The 15,900-nt window shown below is 60.6% G+C and carries 12 protein-coding genes and 1 tRNA gene; 9 read left to right on the forward strand and 4 right to left on the reverse strand.

Annotated elements, in window-relative coordinates; all coding sequences use genetic code 11:
- The first annotated feature begins 382 nt into the window (after window positions 1–382).
- The 5 genes from panC (at window position 383) to E3E12_RS09105 (ending at window position 7,184) form a co-directional block, all read left to right on the forward strand.
- On the forward strand, window positions 383–1,267 hold the full coding sequence (gene panC / locus E3E12_RS06010; protein ID WP_240810453.1) for a pantoate--beta-alanine ligase: 885 nt from the start codon (window positions 383–385) through the stop codon (window positions 1,265–1,267).
- Between the two features lie 152 nt (window positions 1,268–1,419).
- Window positions 1,420–2,565, forward strand: a complete 1,146-nt coding sequence (locus E3E12_RS06015; RefSeq protein WP_141443502.1) for a glycerol dehydrogenase — start codon at window positions 1,420–1,422, stop codon at window positions 2,563–2,565.
- 200 nt (window positions 2,566–2,765) lie between these two features.
- Window positions 2,766–4,073, forward strand: a complete 1,308-nt coding sequence (locus E3E12_RS06020) for a cystathionine gamma-synthase family protein (RefSeq protein ID WP_141443503.1) — start codon at window positions 2,766–2,768, stop codon at window positions 4,071–4,073.
- A 400-nt stretch (window positions 4,074–4,473) separates the two neighbouring features.
- Window positions 4,474–6,852 (forward strand): nitric-oxide reductase large subunit, encoded by a 2,379-nt coding sequence (locus E3E12_RS06025; protein ID WP_206338643.1) that lies wholly within the window; start codon window positions 4,474–4,476, stop codon window positions 6,850–6,852.
- 197 nt (window positions 6,853–7,049) lie between these two features.
- A complete protein-coding gene (locus tag E3E12_RS09105; protein ID WP_286206884.1) occupies window positions 7,050–7,184 on the forward strand; it encodes a hypothetical protein in 135 nt (44 codons plus the stop codon).
- Window positions 7,185–7,287: 103 nt separating this feature from the next.
- Here the strand turns inward: E3E12_RS09105 and E3E12_RS06030 are convergent.
- Window positions 7,288–7,364: transfer RNA gene (locus tag E3E12_RS06030), tRNA-Arg, on the reverse strand.
- A 129-nt stretch (window positions 7,365–7,493) separates the two neighbouring features.
- On the opposite strand from E3E12_RS06030, the gene polA reads away from it, so the two are divergent.
- Together polA and E3E12_RS06040 are read left to right on the forward strand one after the other, a co-directional pair.
- Window positions 7,494–10,472: a DNA polymerase I gene (polA, locus tag E3E12_RS06035; RefSeq protein WP_408869923.1), complete on the forward strand. Its 2,979-nt coding sequence runs from the start codon at window positions 7,494–7,496 to the stop codon at window positions 10,470–10,472.
- A gap of 135 nt (window positions 10,473–10,607) precedes the next feature.
- A complete protein-coding gene (locus tag E3E12_RS06040) occupies window positions 10,608–11,333 on the forward strand; it encodes an HAD family hydrolase (protein WP_141443504.1) in 726 nt (241 codons plus the stop codon).
- Window positions 11,334–11,360: 27 nt separating this feature from the next.
- Here the strand turns inward: E3E12_RS06040 and purD are convergent, their stop codons facing one another.
- Window positions 11,361–12,620 (reverse strand): phosphoribosylamine--glycine ligase, encoded by a 1,260-nt coding sequence (purD, locus tag E3E12_RS06045; protein ID WP_141443505.1) that lies wholly within the window; start codon window positions 12,618–12,620, stop codon window positions 11,361–11,363.
- A 533-nt stretch (window positions 12,621–13,153) separates the two neighbouring features.
- Here purD and xseA point away from each other — a divergent pair.
- Both xseA and E3E12_RS06055 read left to right on the forward strand, forming a co-directional pair.
- Window positions 13,154–14,533 carry an exodeoxyribonuclease VII large subunit gene (gene xseA, locus E3E12_RS06050; protein ID WP_141444136.1) on the forward strand — a complete coding sequence of 460 codons (1,380 nt, stop codon included), beginning with the start codon at window positions 13,154–13,156 and terminating at the stop codon, window positions 14,531–14,533.
- Between the two features lie 30 nt (window positions 14,534–14,563).
- Window positions 14,564–14,989, forward strand: coding sequence for a hypothetical protein (locus E3E12_RS06055; RefSeq protein ID WP_141443506.1), 426 nt, complete (start codon window positions 14,564–14,566; stop codon window positions 14,987–14,989).
- Window positions 14,990–15,069: 80 nt separating this feature from the next.
- Here the strand turns inward: E3E12_RS06055 and E3E12_RS06060 are convergent, their stop codons facing one another.
- Together E3E12_RS06060 and E3E12_RS06065 are read right to left on the reverse strand one after the other, a co-directional pair.
- Complete coding sequence (locus tag E3E12_RS06060) at window positions 15,070–15,525, reverse strand: hypothetical protein (RefSeq protein ID WP_141443507.1); 456 nt, start codon at window positions 15,523–15,525, stop codon at window positions 15,070–15,072.
- A complete protein-coding gene (locus tag E3E12_RS06065) occupies window positions 15,525–15,899 on the reverse strand; it encodes a hypothetical protein (protein ID WP_141443508.1) in 375 nt (124 codons plus the stop codon). The genes E3E12_RS06060 and E3E12_RS06065 overlap by 1 nt, the downstream gene beginning before the upstream one ends.
- Between the last annotated feature and the right edge of the window lies 1 nt (window position 15,900).

The raw sequence follows: 15,900 nt of genomic DNA on the forward strand, positions 1-15,900 counted from the left end.
CTTTGTGAACGGTTAAAGATGACCCCCGCAAAGTGCACTTTGCGGGGGTTTTTAATTAACGATATACGTCAGGAAAATTCTGTTAATTAATAAATAACATAATCAAGCTCAGAACATTAAAAATTAATATGGCCTAAACAGGCGATATAAGAAAAACTGCAGAGATGGCCCTAAGCGAATGGCGGAAATGCGCCAAAAAAGCGCAATCATCCTCAAAGCCTTTTTGCTGGCGGTCCTTTAATAAATGCCGCGCCTTTAACCATTGCCCGTCTGGTCTGGATTAAAGGGCAGGCTTGCCTTGTGGGCGCCCAGGTGCAAAAGCAGCAGGAGCTGGACTGGACCCAGGCTGTGATGTGCTCAAGCTGTGTTAAGGAGCTTCCCGTTGAGTGAGCCTATGAAACTGTGCGCTACCATTGAGGATATGCGCCAAACCTTGGCAGCCGCACGCCACAGGCAGCCCCAGGGTACTGTGGGTTTTGTGCCAACCATGGGCAACCTCCACCAAGGCCATTTGTCCTTGGTGGAACGCGCGCGCGCTGAAAACGGCCTTGTGGTTGTCAGCCTGTTCGTAAACCCCGTGCAGTTTGACCGTCCTGACGACCTGGCCACTTACCCCCGCACGCCTGAGGCAGACTTGGCGCTGCTGGCGCAAGCTGGTGTGGACATTGTGTTCATGCCTCCTGCTGAAGAGCTCTACCCGCCAGGCTTTGCCACCACCATTGAGGTGGGCGGCGTGGCTGCTGTGATGGAGGGGCCTTCACGCCCAGGGCATTTCAACGGCGTTGCCACGGTGTTGTGCAAGCTGTTCAACATCGTGGCGCCTGAACGGGCCTATTTCGGCCAGAAGGATGCCCAGCAGGTGGCTGTGGTCAGGCAGATGGTGCGTGACCTCAACATGGATGTGGCTATCACCGCTTGCCCCATATGGCGCGAGGGGGACGGCCTTGCCGCTTCCAGCCGCAACTCTCGCCTCTCCCCCCAAGCGCGGGCCCAGGCCCCTGTGATTCACCAAGCGTTGGAAAGCCTTCAACGTGCTGTGAACCAAGGTGTAGTGGATGTTGCCCTTTTGGAGGGTCAGCTTTCAGCTGCCTTGACTGCTGGTGGGACGGAAAAAGTCGAGTACGCGACACTGGTTGACCCAACTACCTTCACCCCCTTGGCAGGGCAGCGCCTGCAGCCGGGAAGGCCGGCCTTGGCCTTGGTCGCAGCCTGGTTTGGGGGGGTACGCCTGATTGACAACAAGATGCTGGAGGTGCCAGCGCGCTGATGGCGCCCCAAGGCGGATGGCTGATGCGCGCCTGGTGCAAAGGCCAACGCTGATTGCTGGCCGCCAGGGAGGTTGCTGGGCTATTATAGCGGGGACTGCTGCCCAGGCGGCTTTTCCCACAGGGTTACCTCTTCACCGGGAGTGACAACATCATGACGGCATCCACCCCAGTCGTGCCCCGCGGCATTGCTTCCCCCTCCAAATTCATCATTGGTCCTGGCCTTCTGGCCCAGCTGCCTGATGTGGTGAAGGATTTTGGCACCAACGCCATCATCATCTGCGACCCCTTTATCCTGCCCCATGTGGAGCGGGAGTCCCTGCCAGCGCTGGCCAAGGCCGGCTTGAAGGGCAGTGTGGAGAAGTTCAACGGCGAATGCTGCGACAGCGAAATCAAACGCCTGAGCGCGCTGGCCAAGGAGCGTGGCGCCAATGTGGTGGTTGGCGTTGGTGGTGGCAAAACACTTGACACCTCCAAGGCGGTTTCACACGCGCTCAAGCATCCCCTGGTGCTGTACCCCACCATTGCCTCCTCTGACGCCCCCTGCATCGCTTTGGCTGTGGTCTACACAGATGAAGGCGCCTTCAGCCATTACCTACACCTGCCGCAGAACCCCAGCGCCGTCATGGCTGACACCAGCGTGATCGCAGGCGCGCCTGCGCGCTTCTTCTCAGCTGGCATTGGCGATGCCTTGGCAACCTATTTCGAAGCCCAAGCCTGCTATGATTCAGACGGCACCAACCTGCTTGGCAAAAAGCCTTCACGCACAGGCCTCGGCATGGCGCGTCTTTGCTATGACATCCTGCGTGACAATGTGGACAGCGCCATGGACGCCATCAGCCGCAATGTGGTCACTGACGCTGTGACCACAACGGTGGAGGCCACCATTTACCTGAGCGGCGTTGGCTCTGAAAGCGGTGGCCTGGCAGCAGCCCACGCCATCCATGACGGTATGACGGTGGTGGAGGACATCCACCACGCCCAGCATGGCGAAAAGGTCATTTTCGGCCTGATGTGCCAGTTCGTCCTCGCCAACACCCCGCGTGAAACGGTGGATGAAGTGGTGCGCATTGCCCTGCGCGCTGGCTTGCCGCTGACGCTGCAGCAGCTTGGCTTGAAGAAATTCGTGCCAGCTGAATGGCGCAAAGTGGCTGAACTGGCCTGCTCGCCAGACGACACCATGGGTAACATGCCCATGAAAATCACCCCTGATGACGTCTACAATGCCATTGTGACAGCCAACGTCATGGGGGAGCGTCACATGGCCGCTGCTGGCAAAGCGGTGCCCAAATTGGACTGATCCAGCCCTAGGCCGCTTTGGCAGGCAGCGCCCCGGCTTTTGCATGGCAAGGGCCGGGTTTTTTAATTCATCATTTAACGTAGTGAAATCGCCCTAAATAATAAAAGAACTTTGCTTCGGGGTGGTTGTTTGGCAGCGCCACAGGCTATAACGGTAATTGCACCGGCCTGCTTGCCAGGCCACCAAAAAGGACAGTTGCGATGAGTGAGCACGAAAACAACAAGGCCGCCCCCCACGGCCAGCTGCGCGAGATTGGTGGCCATGCCATCCACCCCACCACCCAAATGATGAACTGGGGCTATGACCCTGCCAGCGACCAGGGTTCGGTCAAGGCGCCGATTTTCCTGGCTTCTACCTTCGTGTTTCCCAGCGCTGAGGCGGGGCGGGACTTCTTCGATTACGTCTCTGGCCGCAAGGAGCCGCCGGCGGGCCACAAGGCCGGCATGGTCTACGCCCGCTTTAACAACCCCAACGTTCAGTTGGCTGAGGAACGCCTGGCCGTTTACGAAGGCGCTGAGGCGGCTGTGCTGACCTCCTCAGGCATGTCGGCCATTTCCATGGCGTTGCTGGCCTATTTGGAACCCGGCGATGTCATCCTGCACTCCCAGCCCCTTTATGGCGGCACGGAGACGCTCATCACCAAGACGTTGGCGCGCTTCGGCATCAAGGCCGTTGGCTTCCGTGACGGCGTTGACGAGGCCAGCGTCAAAAAAGCTTTTGAGGAGGCCAAGGCTCTTGGCCCCGTGCGCGTGATTTACGCTGAGACCCCCTCCAACCCCACAGACACCCTAGTGGACATCGCCATGCTGCGCCGCTTGGCTGAGGCGGAAGGTAAAGCCAACGGTGGCCGCCGCCCCCTGGTAATGGTTGATAACACCTTGATGGGACCGCTGTTCCAGCGCCCGCTCCAGCATGGTGCTGACCTCTCCCTTTACTCACTCACCAAATATGTTGGCGGCCATTCAGACCTGGTGGCTGGCGCTGTGGTGGGCTCCAAGGAGCAGACCAAACCTGTGCGGCAGCTGCGTGGCGCTATGGGTGCCAACACCGACCCCCACACGGCCTGGATGATCACGCGCTCGCTGGAGACGCTGGAGCTGCGCATGACGCGCGCTGCCGAAAACGCCCGCGCCATCGCTGAACTGCTGAGCAAAAGCCCCAAGGTGGAGAAAGTGCACTACCCAGCTTTCTTCCCAGCTGATTCCAAAGCTGGCCAGGTTTACGCGCGCCAGTGCGATGCCGCTGGTTCCACCTTCGCCTTTGACATCAAGGGTGGGCAGGAAGCTGCTTTCCGCTTCATCAACGCGTTGAAGTTCTTCAAGAACGCCGTCAGCCTTGGTGGTACTGAATCACTGGTTTGCAACCCAGCCAGCACCACCCATTCAGGTGTGCCTAAAGCCGTGCGCGAAAACGCTGGCGTGCTGGACACCACCATCCGCCTTTCCATCGGCATTGAGAATGAGGCCGACTTGCTGGCTGACTTGGCCCAAGCGCTTGAAGCGGCCTGAATGCCGTTGAAGCCCTGAAAGTTGGCTCGGCCCGGGGGAGGTCCCTAAAGGCAAGCCTCTTAACCAAAGCAGCCAACCTAAGGTGAATACCCAGCGCCCCTGCCCTTCAAGGTAGGGGCGCTGTTCCGTATTGGGGCTGTGTTTGGACTGGCATGTGTGCAACAGCATGTTGATAAATATGCATTCTAAATGAATATTTCATTCTAAAAGCGTGACAGCGCTCCCGCCACTGGCTAGAGGGGGAAGGCTTGCATCCGCAGACAAAGGCCCTGGATGAGGCATGAGGGCCATGGCGTGTTGGCAACCGGCAACGCAGCCCACCAAAAGGGCATCCAGGGAGCATGTTTCCCCAAGCCCGTTTCTGGCCCGCAACGATGTCACTTTGAGGAGAGGTACTTTCATGACTCAACCCGCCCCGGAACCCATGCTGGCTGGAGGGCCGGAAAGCCCACCTTACCCGGCCGCAGAACCTGGCCTGTCGCCATGGTGGCTGCGCATCCTCCTGGTTGTCCTCATCATCACGTCAGCCGTGCTGGTTTGGATCAGCGTGCGCACCTACACGGACGCGCCCCCCATTCCCACCCAGGTGGTGGACACGGCTGGCCAGGTAATCGCCACCAGGGATGACATTCAAGAAGGACAGAATGTCTTCCAGAAATATGAGCTGATGAACAATGGCACCATCTGGGGCCATGGCGCCATGCTGGGGCCAGATTACAGCGCAGCCGCCCTCCACCAGGAAGTCCTGGCCCTTGACGATGCCATCGCCCAGCGTGACGCGCACGCCCCTTACAGCCAGCTGGACGCCCAGCAGAAGGCGGCCATCAGTGGCACGGTGCGCTACTTGCTGAAGCAGAACAACTTCAACCCCGCCACAGGTAAGCTAACCCTGACAGAGGGAGAGGCCGCAGCCTGGCGCGCAGCCCCCGGCCAATGGCGCGCCTACTTCACCAACCCCGCTGGCAATGGTGGCCTGCACAAGGACTTCATCACTAACCCTGATGAGCTGCGCAAGCTGGCAGCCTTCTTTAATTGGACGGCGTGGGCTTCAGCGGCCCACCGTCCCGGCAAAGCCTATTCCTACACCAACAACTTCCCCTATGACCCTGAAGCGGGCAATGAACCGGTCAAGGGCGCCGTCATCTGGACGGCACTGAGCCTCATCACCCTTCTGGGGGGGATTGCTGCTGCCGTCTACACCCGCGACCGCTACCCAAGCGCTGCTTGGGTCAGTGGCATCAGCCGGCAGCTGACCAACCAGCTTGTGCCAGGCCGCTTCACCCCAGCGCAGAAGGCGCTCGGCAAGTTCTGCCTTGTGGTGGGCGTTCTGTTCTTCGGCCAGACGCTGCTTGGGGGCGCTGTGGCCCACTACCGCGCTGAGCCAAGCAATTTCTACGGCTTGCACCTGGAAACCATCTTCCCCTCCAACTTGCTGCGCGCCTGGCACCTTGAATGCGCCATTTTCTGGATCGCTACCGCTTACGTGGCAGCCACCTTGTTCATGGGCATCACACTGCGCCGCCGCCATGAAGGACCAGGGGGGCTGGCTGATTCAGCGTTGCTGAAATGGCTGGTCAACATTCTGTTCGTGGCATTTGCCATCGTCATTTTCGGTTCCATTTTCGGCACCTGGGCTGGCATGACCGGCGCGCTTGGTCAGTGGTGGGATTTCCTGGGCGGTACAGGCTGGGAATATCTGGAGCCAGGCAAAATCTGGCATGTGCTGTTCCTGGTGGGGATGCTGGTCTGGTTTGCGCTCCTGTTCTGGATCGTGCAGCCCGTTATGGCGCGCGACCTCAACGCGCGCCCGCTCATCATCGCTATGCTTCTGGCCACGCTGGCCATCCCGCTGTTCTACGCCCCCGTTCTGCTGATTGGGATGAAGACCAACTTCTCCGTTGTGGAGCTGTGGCGTTTCTGGCTGATTCACCTGTGGGTGGAAGGCTACCTGGAGTTCTTCGCGACCACCCTTGTGGCCGTCCTGTTCTGGATGCTGGGCATCGCGCGCCGCAATGTGGCGCTGAAGGTCATCTTGTTTGATGGCATCCTGTACTTCCTGGGCGGTGTTCTGGGGACGTGCCACCACTGGTACTTCACTGGGCAGAGCCAGGCGCTGATGGCCATCGGCGCCGTGATGTCCGCCATGGAGGTGGTGCCCCTGACCTTGCTTGCCGCTGAGGCCTGGGACTTCGTCAACTGCACGCGCCTTGACCAGCATGATGGCCAGGTCACGCACAAATGGGTGTTCTACTTCCTGATGGCCTGCGGCTTCTGGAACTTTGTAGGCGCTGGCATCTGCGGTTTCCTCATCAACACCCCTATCGTCAGCTACTTCGAGGTTGGCACCATGCTGACCCCTAACCATGGCCATGCCGCCATGATGGGCACATTCGGCATGTTGTCGCTGGCTATGGTGGTGCTTGTCCTGCAGCAGATCTCCACGCCAGCACGCTGGGCGCACCTGCAGAAGTTCCTGAAAGTCGCTTTCTGGGGCACCAACATCGGCCTGGCGCTGATGGTGGCGTTGAGCCTCTTCCCTGGTGGTCTGTGCCAGGTGTGGGACGTGATGGTGCATGGCTACTGGCATGCCCGCAGCACCCTTTACACGCGCAGCAGCTTGGCGGTGACGCTTGAATGGCTGCGTATGTTGGGGGATGTGGTGTTCATCGCCTTTGGCTCCCTGCCCATCTGCGCCTTCGTGGTGATGTCCTGGCTGGGCCTGTGGGGCCGTGACAGCACAGGTGACACCCCCCACCACGCCCTCAGCACGGACGCCTGAGCGGCCTTGGGCAGCAGGCGGCGGTTGCGGCAGGTGAATGGCCGTTGTGCAGCCAGCGCCCTTACCGCTTGCCGCGGCAGGCGGTAAGGTGGTTGCCGATAGTCAATTGCCGCCCCTGCGTCCTTTAACGCCAGGGGCGGTACGCCGTGCCCTGGCTTTTTGAACTGGGGCGGCCCACACCTGAAAGGTTCGTTGCCATGGCTGAACACACTGCTGAAGAGGTCAAACACGTTGGTGGTGAACTGCCCTCCACCAAAACCATGATCATGAGCATTTTTATTTTGCTCCTGGTTCTGGCGCCAACCTTCTGGCTGATGACTACCCTTCACTGACCAGGCGTTTTCTGCCGGACAAATTCTGACTGAAACGCAAAAGCCACCTGTCCCTGTGGGGAAAGGTGGCTTTTTCGTGGGCGCGCATCAGGGCCTTAGTTTCTGGTGGACCTGACGCGATTCGAACGCGTGGCCTTCGCCTTCGGAGGGCGACGCTCTATCCAGCTGAGCTACAGGTCCAGTGCAGTCGTGTTTAACGAAGTAGCGGCGTTTTGGCCAGAGCGTTTTGCGCCTGCCCCCTTAGGGTGAAATGGCTTAAGGTGGTGGGGAACCCACCCACCACCCCCGCATCCAGTAAGGGAGGCCCCCTTGGCAGAGCAGACGCTACCAACCATCACCACCGCCGCTGGGGAAAGCCAGCCCTCCACACGGCCCCTCATCTTGGTTGATGGTTCTGGCGTCATCTTCAGGGCCTTCCACGCCTTGCCAGCCAGCATGACCAGTCCTGACGGCACGCCTGTCAACGCGGTTTACGGTTTCGCCAACGCTTTGGCAGGCCTGGCGGAGGATTATCCAGGCCACGACATCGCCGTGGTTTTTGACGCGGCCCGCCACACCTTCCGCAACGACATCTACCCTGATTACAAAGCCCACCGCCCCCCAGCACCTGACGACCTGGTGCCCCAATTCCCCCTTGTGCGTGAGGCCGCGCAGGCTTTTGGCCTTCAAGGGGTGGAGCTTGAGGGGTGGGAAGCTGACGACATCATCGCCACTTACACGCGCCAGGCCGTGGCCATGGGGCGCAGCTGCACCATCATGACGTCCGACAAGGACCTTATGCAGTTGGTGGGACCGTTGGTGCGCTTGATGGACCCTGTGCGCCAAACCCCCATGGGGGAAGGGGCGGTGCTGAAGAAATTCGGCGTCTCCCCCGACAAGGTGGTGGATGTTCAGGCCTTGATGGGCGATCCCTCAGACAATGTGCCTGGCGTGCCTGGCATAGGGCCCAAAAACGCGGCCTTGCTGATTGGGGAGCACGGTACCCTGGAGGCTGTGCTGGAGGCTGCGCCTACCATGAAGCCCTCCAAGCGGCGCCAGAACTTGATTGACCACGCTGACATGGCCAGGATCTCCAAAAAGCTGGTGACCCTTGCCGACAACGTGCCCGTCCCCATTCCGCTGGCGGCCATCAGCCCAGCTAAGCCTGATTTGGTAGCGCGCCAGGCTTGGCTGGAGCGCATGGGTTTCGCCTCCCTCATCAGGCGCCTTAACAAATCCTCAGGGCGCAAAGGGCAGGGGAGTGGGGCAGGTTCAACCCCAGCCCAACAAGGCCAGGGGACGCTGTTCAATCCCAACCCAACAAGGCCAGGGGACGCTAGTGGACAGGCTGTGGGCGTTGTGCTCACCCCACCCTTGCCTGAAGCTGGCTGGGACAACCCCCCAACATTAATTGAAAGCCCTGAGGTCCTGAAGACTTGGCTTGAAGTGGCCCAGCAAGGCGGCCAGCTGGCCATCAGGGTGGAAAGCGACCCAGTCCAACCCCCCCAGCAAGCCATGGCTGTGGGCATTGGCCTGGCCCGCTCCCCTGGTGAAACGGCCTATGTGCCGCTGGTCAGGTTGGCGCCCCAGCCCGCGAAACAGGGGGAAGGCCAAGCTGCTTTGTTGGAGGGTCAGCCCCAGGAGGCTGCCAAGGCAGAAGTGCCCCTAACATCCGTGACTATGGATCCAGCACCCTTTATGGCGGTGCTGCAGCCTGTTCTGAATGACCCAAGCACGCGCAAGATTTTCCATGACGCCAAAACAGCCCAGACATTGCTGGCCAGCCTGGGGGCAGTGGTTATCAACCCAGACCTGCCAGCGGTGGATGACGTTATGCTGATGTCCTACGCCCAGAAGGCAGGCGCCCACAGCCATGACCTGGCTGAACTGGCCCAGCGGCACCTCCAGCACAGCCTGCCTGCACTTGAAGGGCTGACAGGCAAAGGGCGCGGGCGCAAAAAGCCAAGCGAACTGGTGCCAGAAGTGTTGGCCCCCCACAGCGCTGAACAAGCGGACGCCATCCTGCGCTTGCGCCCCCAGCTGGCCACCGACCTGCTGCGGAACCGTTCCACCACCATTTACGAGGAGATGGAACGTCCCCTCATCCCCACATTGATGCGCATGGAGCAGGCGGGCATCGCTGTTGACAAAGCCAAGCTTGAGGAGCTTTCAGCTGATTTTACAGCCCGCATGGGCGTTCTGGAGGGGGCCATTCACAAGGTTTCGGGGCCAGAACTCAATGTGGGGTCACCCAAGCAGCTTGGGGAAGTCCTGTTTGACACCATGGCCCTGCCAGGCGGCAAAAAAACCAAGGCCGGCAATTGGTCCACGGATTCAGCCATGCTTGAAAGCTTGCTGGAACAGCCATCCAACCTGCCGCCAGGGGCAGGGCAAATGATCCAGGACATCCTGGCCTGGCGCCAGCTTGCTAAGCTCAAGTCAACCTACACGGATGCGCTCCTCAACCTCATGCGGGAGGGGCGGATCCACACTACGTTCCACATGGCCGCCACCACAACGGGGCGGTTGTCCTCCAACGATCCTAACCTGCAGAACATCCCCATCCGCACAGCGGAGGGCGCGCGCCTGCGCGAGGCCTTCGTGGCACCACCTGGCAGGAAGCTCGTCTCTGCCGATTACAGCCAGATCGAGCTGCGCCTGCTGGCCCATGTCGCTGGCATTGAACCTTTGCTGGACGCTTTCGCGCGTGGGCAGGACATTCACGCGCGCACGGCTTCCGAAGTGTTCGGCGTGCCACTTGAGAGCATGGACGCCGCCACCCGCCGCAAAGCCAAGGCAATTAACTTTGGCATTATCTACGGCATATCGCCTTTTGGGCTGGCGCGGCAGCTGGGCATTTCCCAAGGGCAGGCCAAGGCCTACATCGATGCCTATTTCGAGCGTTACCCTGGCATCAAAGCTTATATGGAACGCACAAAGCAGGAAGGCGCGCGCACAGGCCAGGTCAGCAGCCCTTTTGGGCGGCTGTGCCATGTCCCAGGCATGTTGGCGCGTAACGGCACTGTCAGGGCCTATGCTGAACGCCAGGCCATCAACGCCCCTTTGCAGGGGGGGGCTGCTGACATCATCAAGCGTGCCATGGTGCGTTTAGACAAGGCGCTGCCGCAAAGCGGGCTTGAAGGGCGCATGATCCTGCAGGTTCATGACGAGCTGCTGTTCGAAGTGCCTGAAAGCCAAGCTGAAGCCCTGGCTGCCCTCGCCAAGCGTGAGATGGAGGCGGTGGCCCACCTCAAAGTGAAGCTAGAGGTGGAAACGGGCATTGGCGACAGCTGGTCTGAAGCCCATTAAGGGGCCTGTTTGTGGAAGCCTGCGCCGCCCCACCATGCCAGCACCCTTTGCCGATACCCTTGCAGATAAGTGGTTCCGTGGGCTCAAAAAGGCTTGCCAGCGCGCCTGGGCCCTGCCGCGTGCAGGGCCGGGGCGTTGTCAACTACACCTCCCACCAACCCAAGCCAACCCAAGGTCTTCATGCTCTACCCCACCCTTTTGCTGGACTATGACGGCACACTTTCCAACACAGGCCCTGCCATCCTCCATGCCATGAACACCGTTCTGGCCCAGCATGGCTGCCCGCCCCTTACCACCCTTCAAGGGGAAACGCTGCTAAGTGGCAGCAAAAGGCTTTACCTGTTCTTTGTGGACCTCATCGCTGGGTGTGACGTAACTGAAGCCAAGAAGCTTGAAGCTGACTATATGGTCCTTTACGAACGCTTCAGCACTACAGAGGTGCAGCTGTTCCCAGGGGTTGGTGAAAGCGTCAGGCGGCTTCACCAAAGCGGGCGGCGACTGATCGTCACCAGCAACAAGCGCCAGAACGTGCTTGAGGCGGAGCTTGCGCGTTTTGGCTTGGTGCCTTTCATGGCGGCCATCATCGGCACAACCCCCACGTCCCCGCGCAAGCCCTCCCGGGACGTGTGGACGGAACGCGTTCTGAAGCTCTTCCCTGGGCTGGCGCCTTCTGAGGTGCTGTGCGTGGGCGACACGGCAGCTGACATTCAGTTCGCTGACGTTGTGCCAAGCGCGTGCTGCTGGGCGATGTATGGTTATGGCAACCATGCCCAGTGCGAAGCCTTGCACCCGCGTTACAGCATTGCGCGCTTCCCAGCCCTGTTGCCGATCCTTGGGCTGGGGGAGCTTGGGCAAAGCTGAACCCCCGCCCTTCAGGGTTTTGGTAGATTAGGCCTGGCCGATGTCACTGCGGCAGAATTTGTCTGCCCAGCGGATTTTGCCAGCGGCTTTGTAGGCCTTGGCGCGCGCACCTTCCAGGGTGGGGGCGGTGGCGCTGATGGTCAGCACACGACCGCCATCAGCCACCAGGGCGCCATCATCACGGCGCTTGGTGCCTGCCTGGAACACCTTGATGCCTGGCGCTGTGGCCTCGGCCTCCTCCAAGCCTTCAATCACACCGCCTTTGCGGGGGGTGCCAGGGTAGCCTTCAGCAGCCAACACCAAGGAAACGGCTGCGTCATCAGTGAAGGTGATGGCGCTTTCAGGCAGCTTGCCTTCTGCCATGGCGTGCAGGGCCAGGAGGAGGTCGCTGGTCATGCGCGGCAGCAGGGCCTCTGCCTCCGGATCGCCAAAGCGCACATTGTACTCAATCAATTGCGGCCCCGTTGCCGTCAGCATAAGGCCAGCAAAGATCACGCCCTTGAACGGCGTGCCGCGCTGCGCCATTTCGCGCAGCATGGGGCGCACCGTCTGGTCCAGCGCCGCCTCCTGGGCAGCGCGGCCAAACCCTGGCGGGGGGCACAAGGCACCCATGCCCCCTGTGTTGGGGCCTTTGTCGCCATCAAAAGCGCGCTTGTGGTCGCGGGCGGCGCCAATCAGCACAGCATCCGTGCCGTTGCAGAAAGCAAAAAGGGACACTTCCTCCCCCACCAGGCATTCCTCCACCACTAGCGGCAGCCCAAGGTGCGCCACGGCTTCCTCAGCCTCTTCCACTGTGGTGGCCACCACAACGCCTTTGCCAGCCGCCAGACCATCAGCTTTGATAACAATGGGCGCGCCTTGCTGGCGGACCCATGACTGGGCGTCAGCCACCGTGGCACTGCCAGCGTCAAAGCGTTTCCAGCGCGCTGTGGGGATGCCTGCCTTGTCGGCCACGTCTTTGGTGAAGGCCTTGCTGCCTTCAAGCTGGGCTGCGCTGGCGCTTGGCCCTGCGCAAGCGATGCCGCGCTCTGCGCAGGCATCTGCCAGGCCTTTGACCAGGGGCACCTCAGGACCAGGCACCACAAGGTCAATGCCATGTTCTGCAGCAAAGTTAGCCAGCCCTTCCACATCGTCAGCCTGAAGGGGGACTATCTGGGCCAGTGCCGCTATGCCAGGGTTACCTGGGGCAGCGTAAAGCGCGCCCAGGGCTGGGGAGCGCGAGAGGGCCTCAGCTAAGGCATGTTCACGCCCGCCTGACCCCACCAAAAGCACCCTGAGTTTTTTCATGCCGTTTCCCTTCTGCGCTGCCAACGCCTGGTTTCCCAACACTTGGTTGCCCAGCGTCTGGCTTCAATATGATTGATGATTGCCGCTGTGTGCCAGGCCCCTTGCAGAGGGCCCTTCAGGCTGGCGCGCTCATATCATAGAATGCCCTGCCTGCGTCAGAACGGAAACCACCAGGGCCTGCTTGGTGGCCATGGCCAGCCAATAAAGCGCCACCATGGTGGCTGAAGGACCTTCCCCTGAAAAAAGCCCCCTTGAAAAAAAACCTTTTACGCCCGCGCAACCCCTCTGAGGGGCAGCCCCTCCAAAGCAGTTTGCTGGATGCCCTGGAGGCTGAACAAGGCCACAAACCCAGCCTGCCCTCTTACGGGCCGGCATCCGTGCCAGCTGTCGCGGAAACAACCACCCCTGGCCCAAGTAGCTTTGGCGCGCCGCGGCGTGGCCGCGCACCCACCCCTGCACCTGTGGTGGAAAGCCCCCCTAAGGCTGCGCCAGCCCCTGTGGAGGAGCTGGGGGGTGAGCCATCACCAGGGGGGATGTCCAATGTAGCTGAATACACCGTCAGTGCCCTTTCAAGCTCCATCAAGCAAGCTTTGGAAGGCAAGTTCGGGCGCGTGCGGGTGCGCGGCGAAATCACCGACCTGCGCCAGTTTTCCTCTGGCCACGCTTACCTTTCGCTGAAGGATGAACAAGCCAAGATCGCCGCTGTGGTGTGGCGCGGCAATGTCGCCAAGCTGGGCATGGAACTGCGTGAGGGGCAGGAAGTCATCGCGACAGGCCGCATCTCCACTTACGGGGAGCGTTCAACTTACCAACTCATCATCGACCGCATGGAATACGCTGGGGAAGGCGCGCTGCTGGCGCGGGTGGAGGTTCTGCGCCGCCAAATCCTGGCGGAGGGGCTGTTTGCTGAGGAACGCAAAAAGCCCCTGCCTTTCCTGCCAGCGCGCATCGCTGTGGTGACGTCACGCTCTGGCGCTGTGGTTCATGATATCTTCACCACCTTGGCGCGGCGCTTCCCCTCTGATGTCGTTTTGTGCCCTGTGCCTGTGCAGGGCAAAGGGGCTGAGAGCGCCATCGCCGCCGGCATACGCATGGCCAGCACCCTCCACCCCCGGCCTGACGTGATGATCGTGGCACGTGGTGGTGGTTCATTGGAGGATTTGATGGCCTTTAATGATGAGGCTGTCGTGCGGGCCATCGCTGAAGCCCCCATGCCTGTCATCTCAGCCATTGGCCATGAAACTGACACCACCTTGGCCGACTATGCCGCTGACAGGCGCGCCCCCACCCCCACAGCGGCCGCTGAAATGGCGGTGCCCCAACGTAGTGCTGTAGCGGCCAGCCTGGCCCAGCAGGGCGCGCGCTTAGTCACCGCCTGGGACCGTGGGCGGCAGGACCGCCAGCTGCGCCTGCAAAATGCGGCGCGTCAGCTGCCTGACTTGCCAACATTGCTGAACACGCTGCGCATGAAGCTTGATGACAGGGCTCACCGGCTGGACCTCACCATGCCGCAGCAACTGGCGCAGGCCCGCCACAGCCTGGCAGCTGCTGCGCGCGCTTTGCCCACTTTTGCGCGTTTGCTGCACCCCCAAAAGCAGCGTTTGGAAGCGCTTGGGGCTGCCATGAACCAGGCCATGGCCAGGCACTGCTATGCAAAGCGCCTGGATTTGAGCCAGAATGTGCTTTCACCAGCGCTCTTAGTGGCCCGGGTCAAAAGTCAAAAAGCGCTGTTGACTGCGCTTGGGCGCAATTTGGAAGCCTTTTCCCCCTTCGCCCTGCGTGACAAAGGCTACGTTCTGGTGCGTGATGCTGAAGGGCGGCCTGTTACGCGCTCAGCGCAGCTGCCGCTCCATGCTGAGGTCAGCCTGGATTTCATGGATGGTACCCGCAGGGCCCTCCTTGATCCTGAATAACCCCAACCCCGCCAAGGGAAAACAGGCGGCTTGACGGAGAACCTGAACATGCGTTTCCCCTTTTCTTTTTTCTGGTTTGCCAAGCGCCGCACTGTGGCGGGTGTGGCCTTGGGCGCAGCCCTGGCGCTGGGCGCCATGGTGCCCCAAGCCTGGGCTGATGACGCTGACGCCACCATGAACCAAGTCACCGCTGTGGCTGACAGCGGCTATGGTGGTTCCATGCCCACCTACCCTGCTGGCAGCATCGACAAGCGCAACATGTCCAAGGAAAACCTGCCTTCAGCCCCTGCGGGCACCCCTTTGTGCGACCAGGCCCGGCTGGAGCGCGCCGCCATAGGCACTGCTGTGGAGCCAGCCGTGCCCCAGCCAGATGGCTATTGTGCGCTCAACGCCTGCTTTGACCCAGCCACGGCCACTTACATGGCAGCCAATGGTCAGGTCACGGTCTGCCGCTGAACTGAATGTGCGCGGTCAGAAAAAATGAGCCTTGGGAACTTTGAAAGTGACCCCACTTTAAAGCTTTTCAAGGCCCTCCTTTAAGGGGGTTTTTCAGTTCGAATAGGGTTCGAACGTGTGACCCCCTTAGGGGCCCTTTCCGTGGACCCCAAAGGCATCTCCCGCAAAGGTGGGAACGCAGGCAAAGCCTCAAACACCGTGAGCGGCTGACCCTGCTGCCCTTCCAGATCGTGAATGCGGCGGCGAGCCTGCACTATAAGAGTGTGATACTCCCCCACCACAGCTTCACGCGCAGCTAAGCGGCGCCATAGCGCGTCCACCTCATCCGTCAATCCCAGCGTCCGGTCAGTCAGATCACGTTCACGCAGCAGTGCTAGCCTGAACTGCTGATTTTCAAGTTGACCCGCGTCTATTTCCTGCCGGCGGCGTTCTAGTCGGTTTTTGGCCGCACTGCCCAGCCAGCCTGACAGACAGCCCAGCATGATTTCAGCCAGACCGCTATAGTTGCTCAACCCCGCCAGGATGTCAGGAAGCATCAGCTTTCAATGGGCCAGGGGTTGTGCGGATCGTAACCGGCGGGCCATTTCCCCGTTGCCGGATCGTATTTTGGGGAATAGCTGCCGTCCGGATACGGGCCTGGATACACATCCTTGTATTGGTATTTGCTGTCAAAATCCGCTGCCCATGCCGAATCCTCAAATATCGGCACGTCAGCTTCTTCCGCGAAATCCCGTGCCATGAGCACATAGCCGTCCACTTGCCATCCACCCTGCTGCCCAGGAGGCATGAAACGAAAGCTGATGTAGCGTCCAGGACCTTTCCACAACACATTGTTGTACGTGTCTGGTGCTGCAGCGCCCGCACCAGTGGTGGCTGAAGCGTCAGCCGTGGTTTTTTGTGTGTCTGTCATT

This window comes from Formicincola oecophyllae, assembly GCF_006542395.2.
Classification (GTDB): domain Bacteria; phylum Pseudomonadota; class Alphaproteobacteria; order Acetobacterales; family Acetobacteraceae; genus Formicincola; species Formicincola oecophyllae.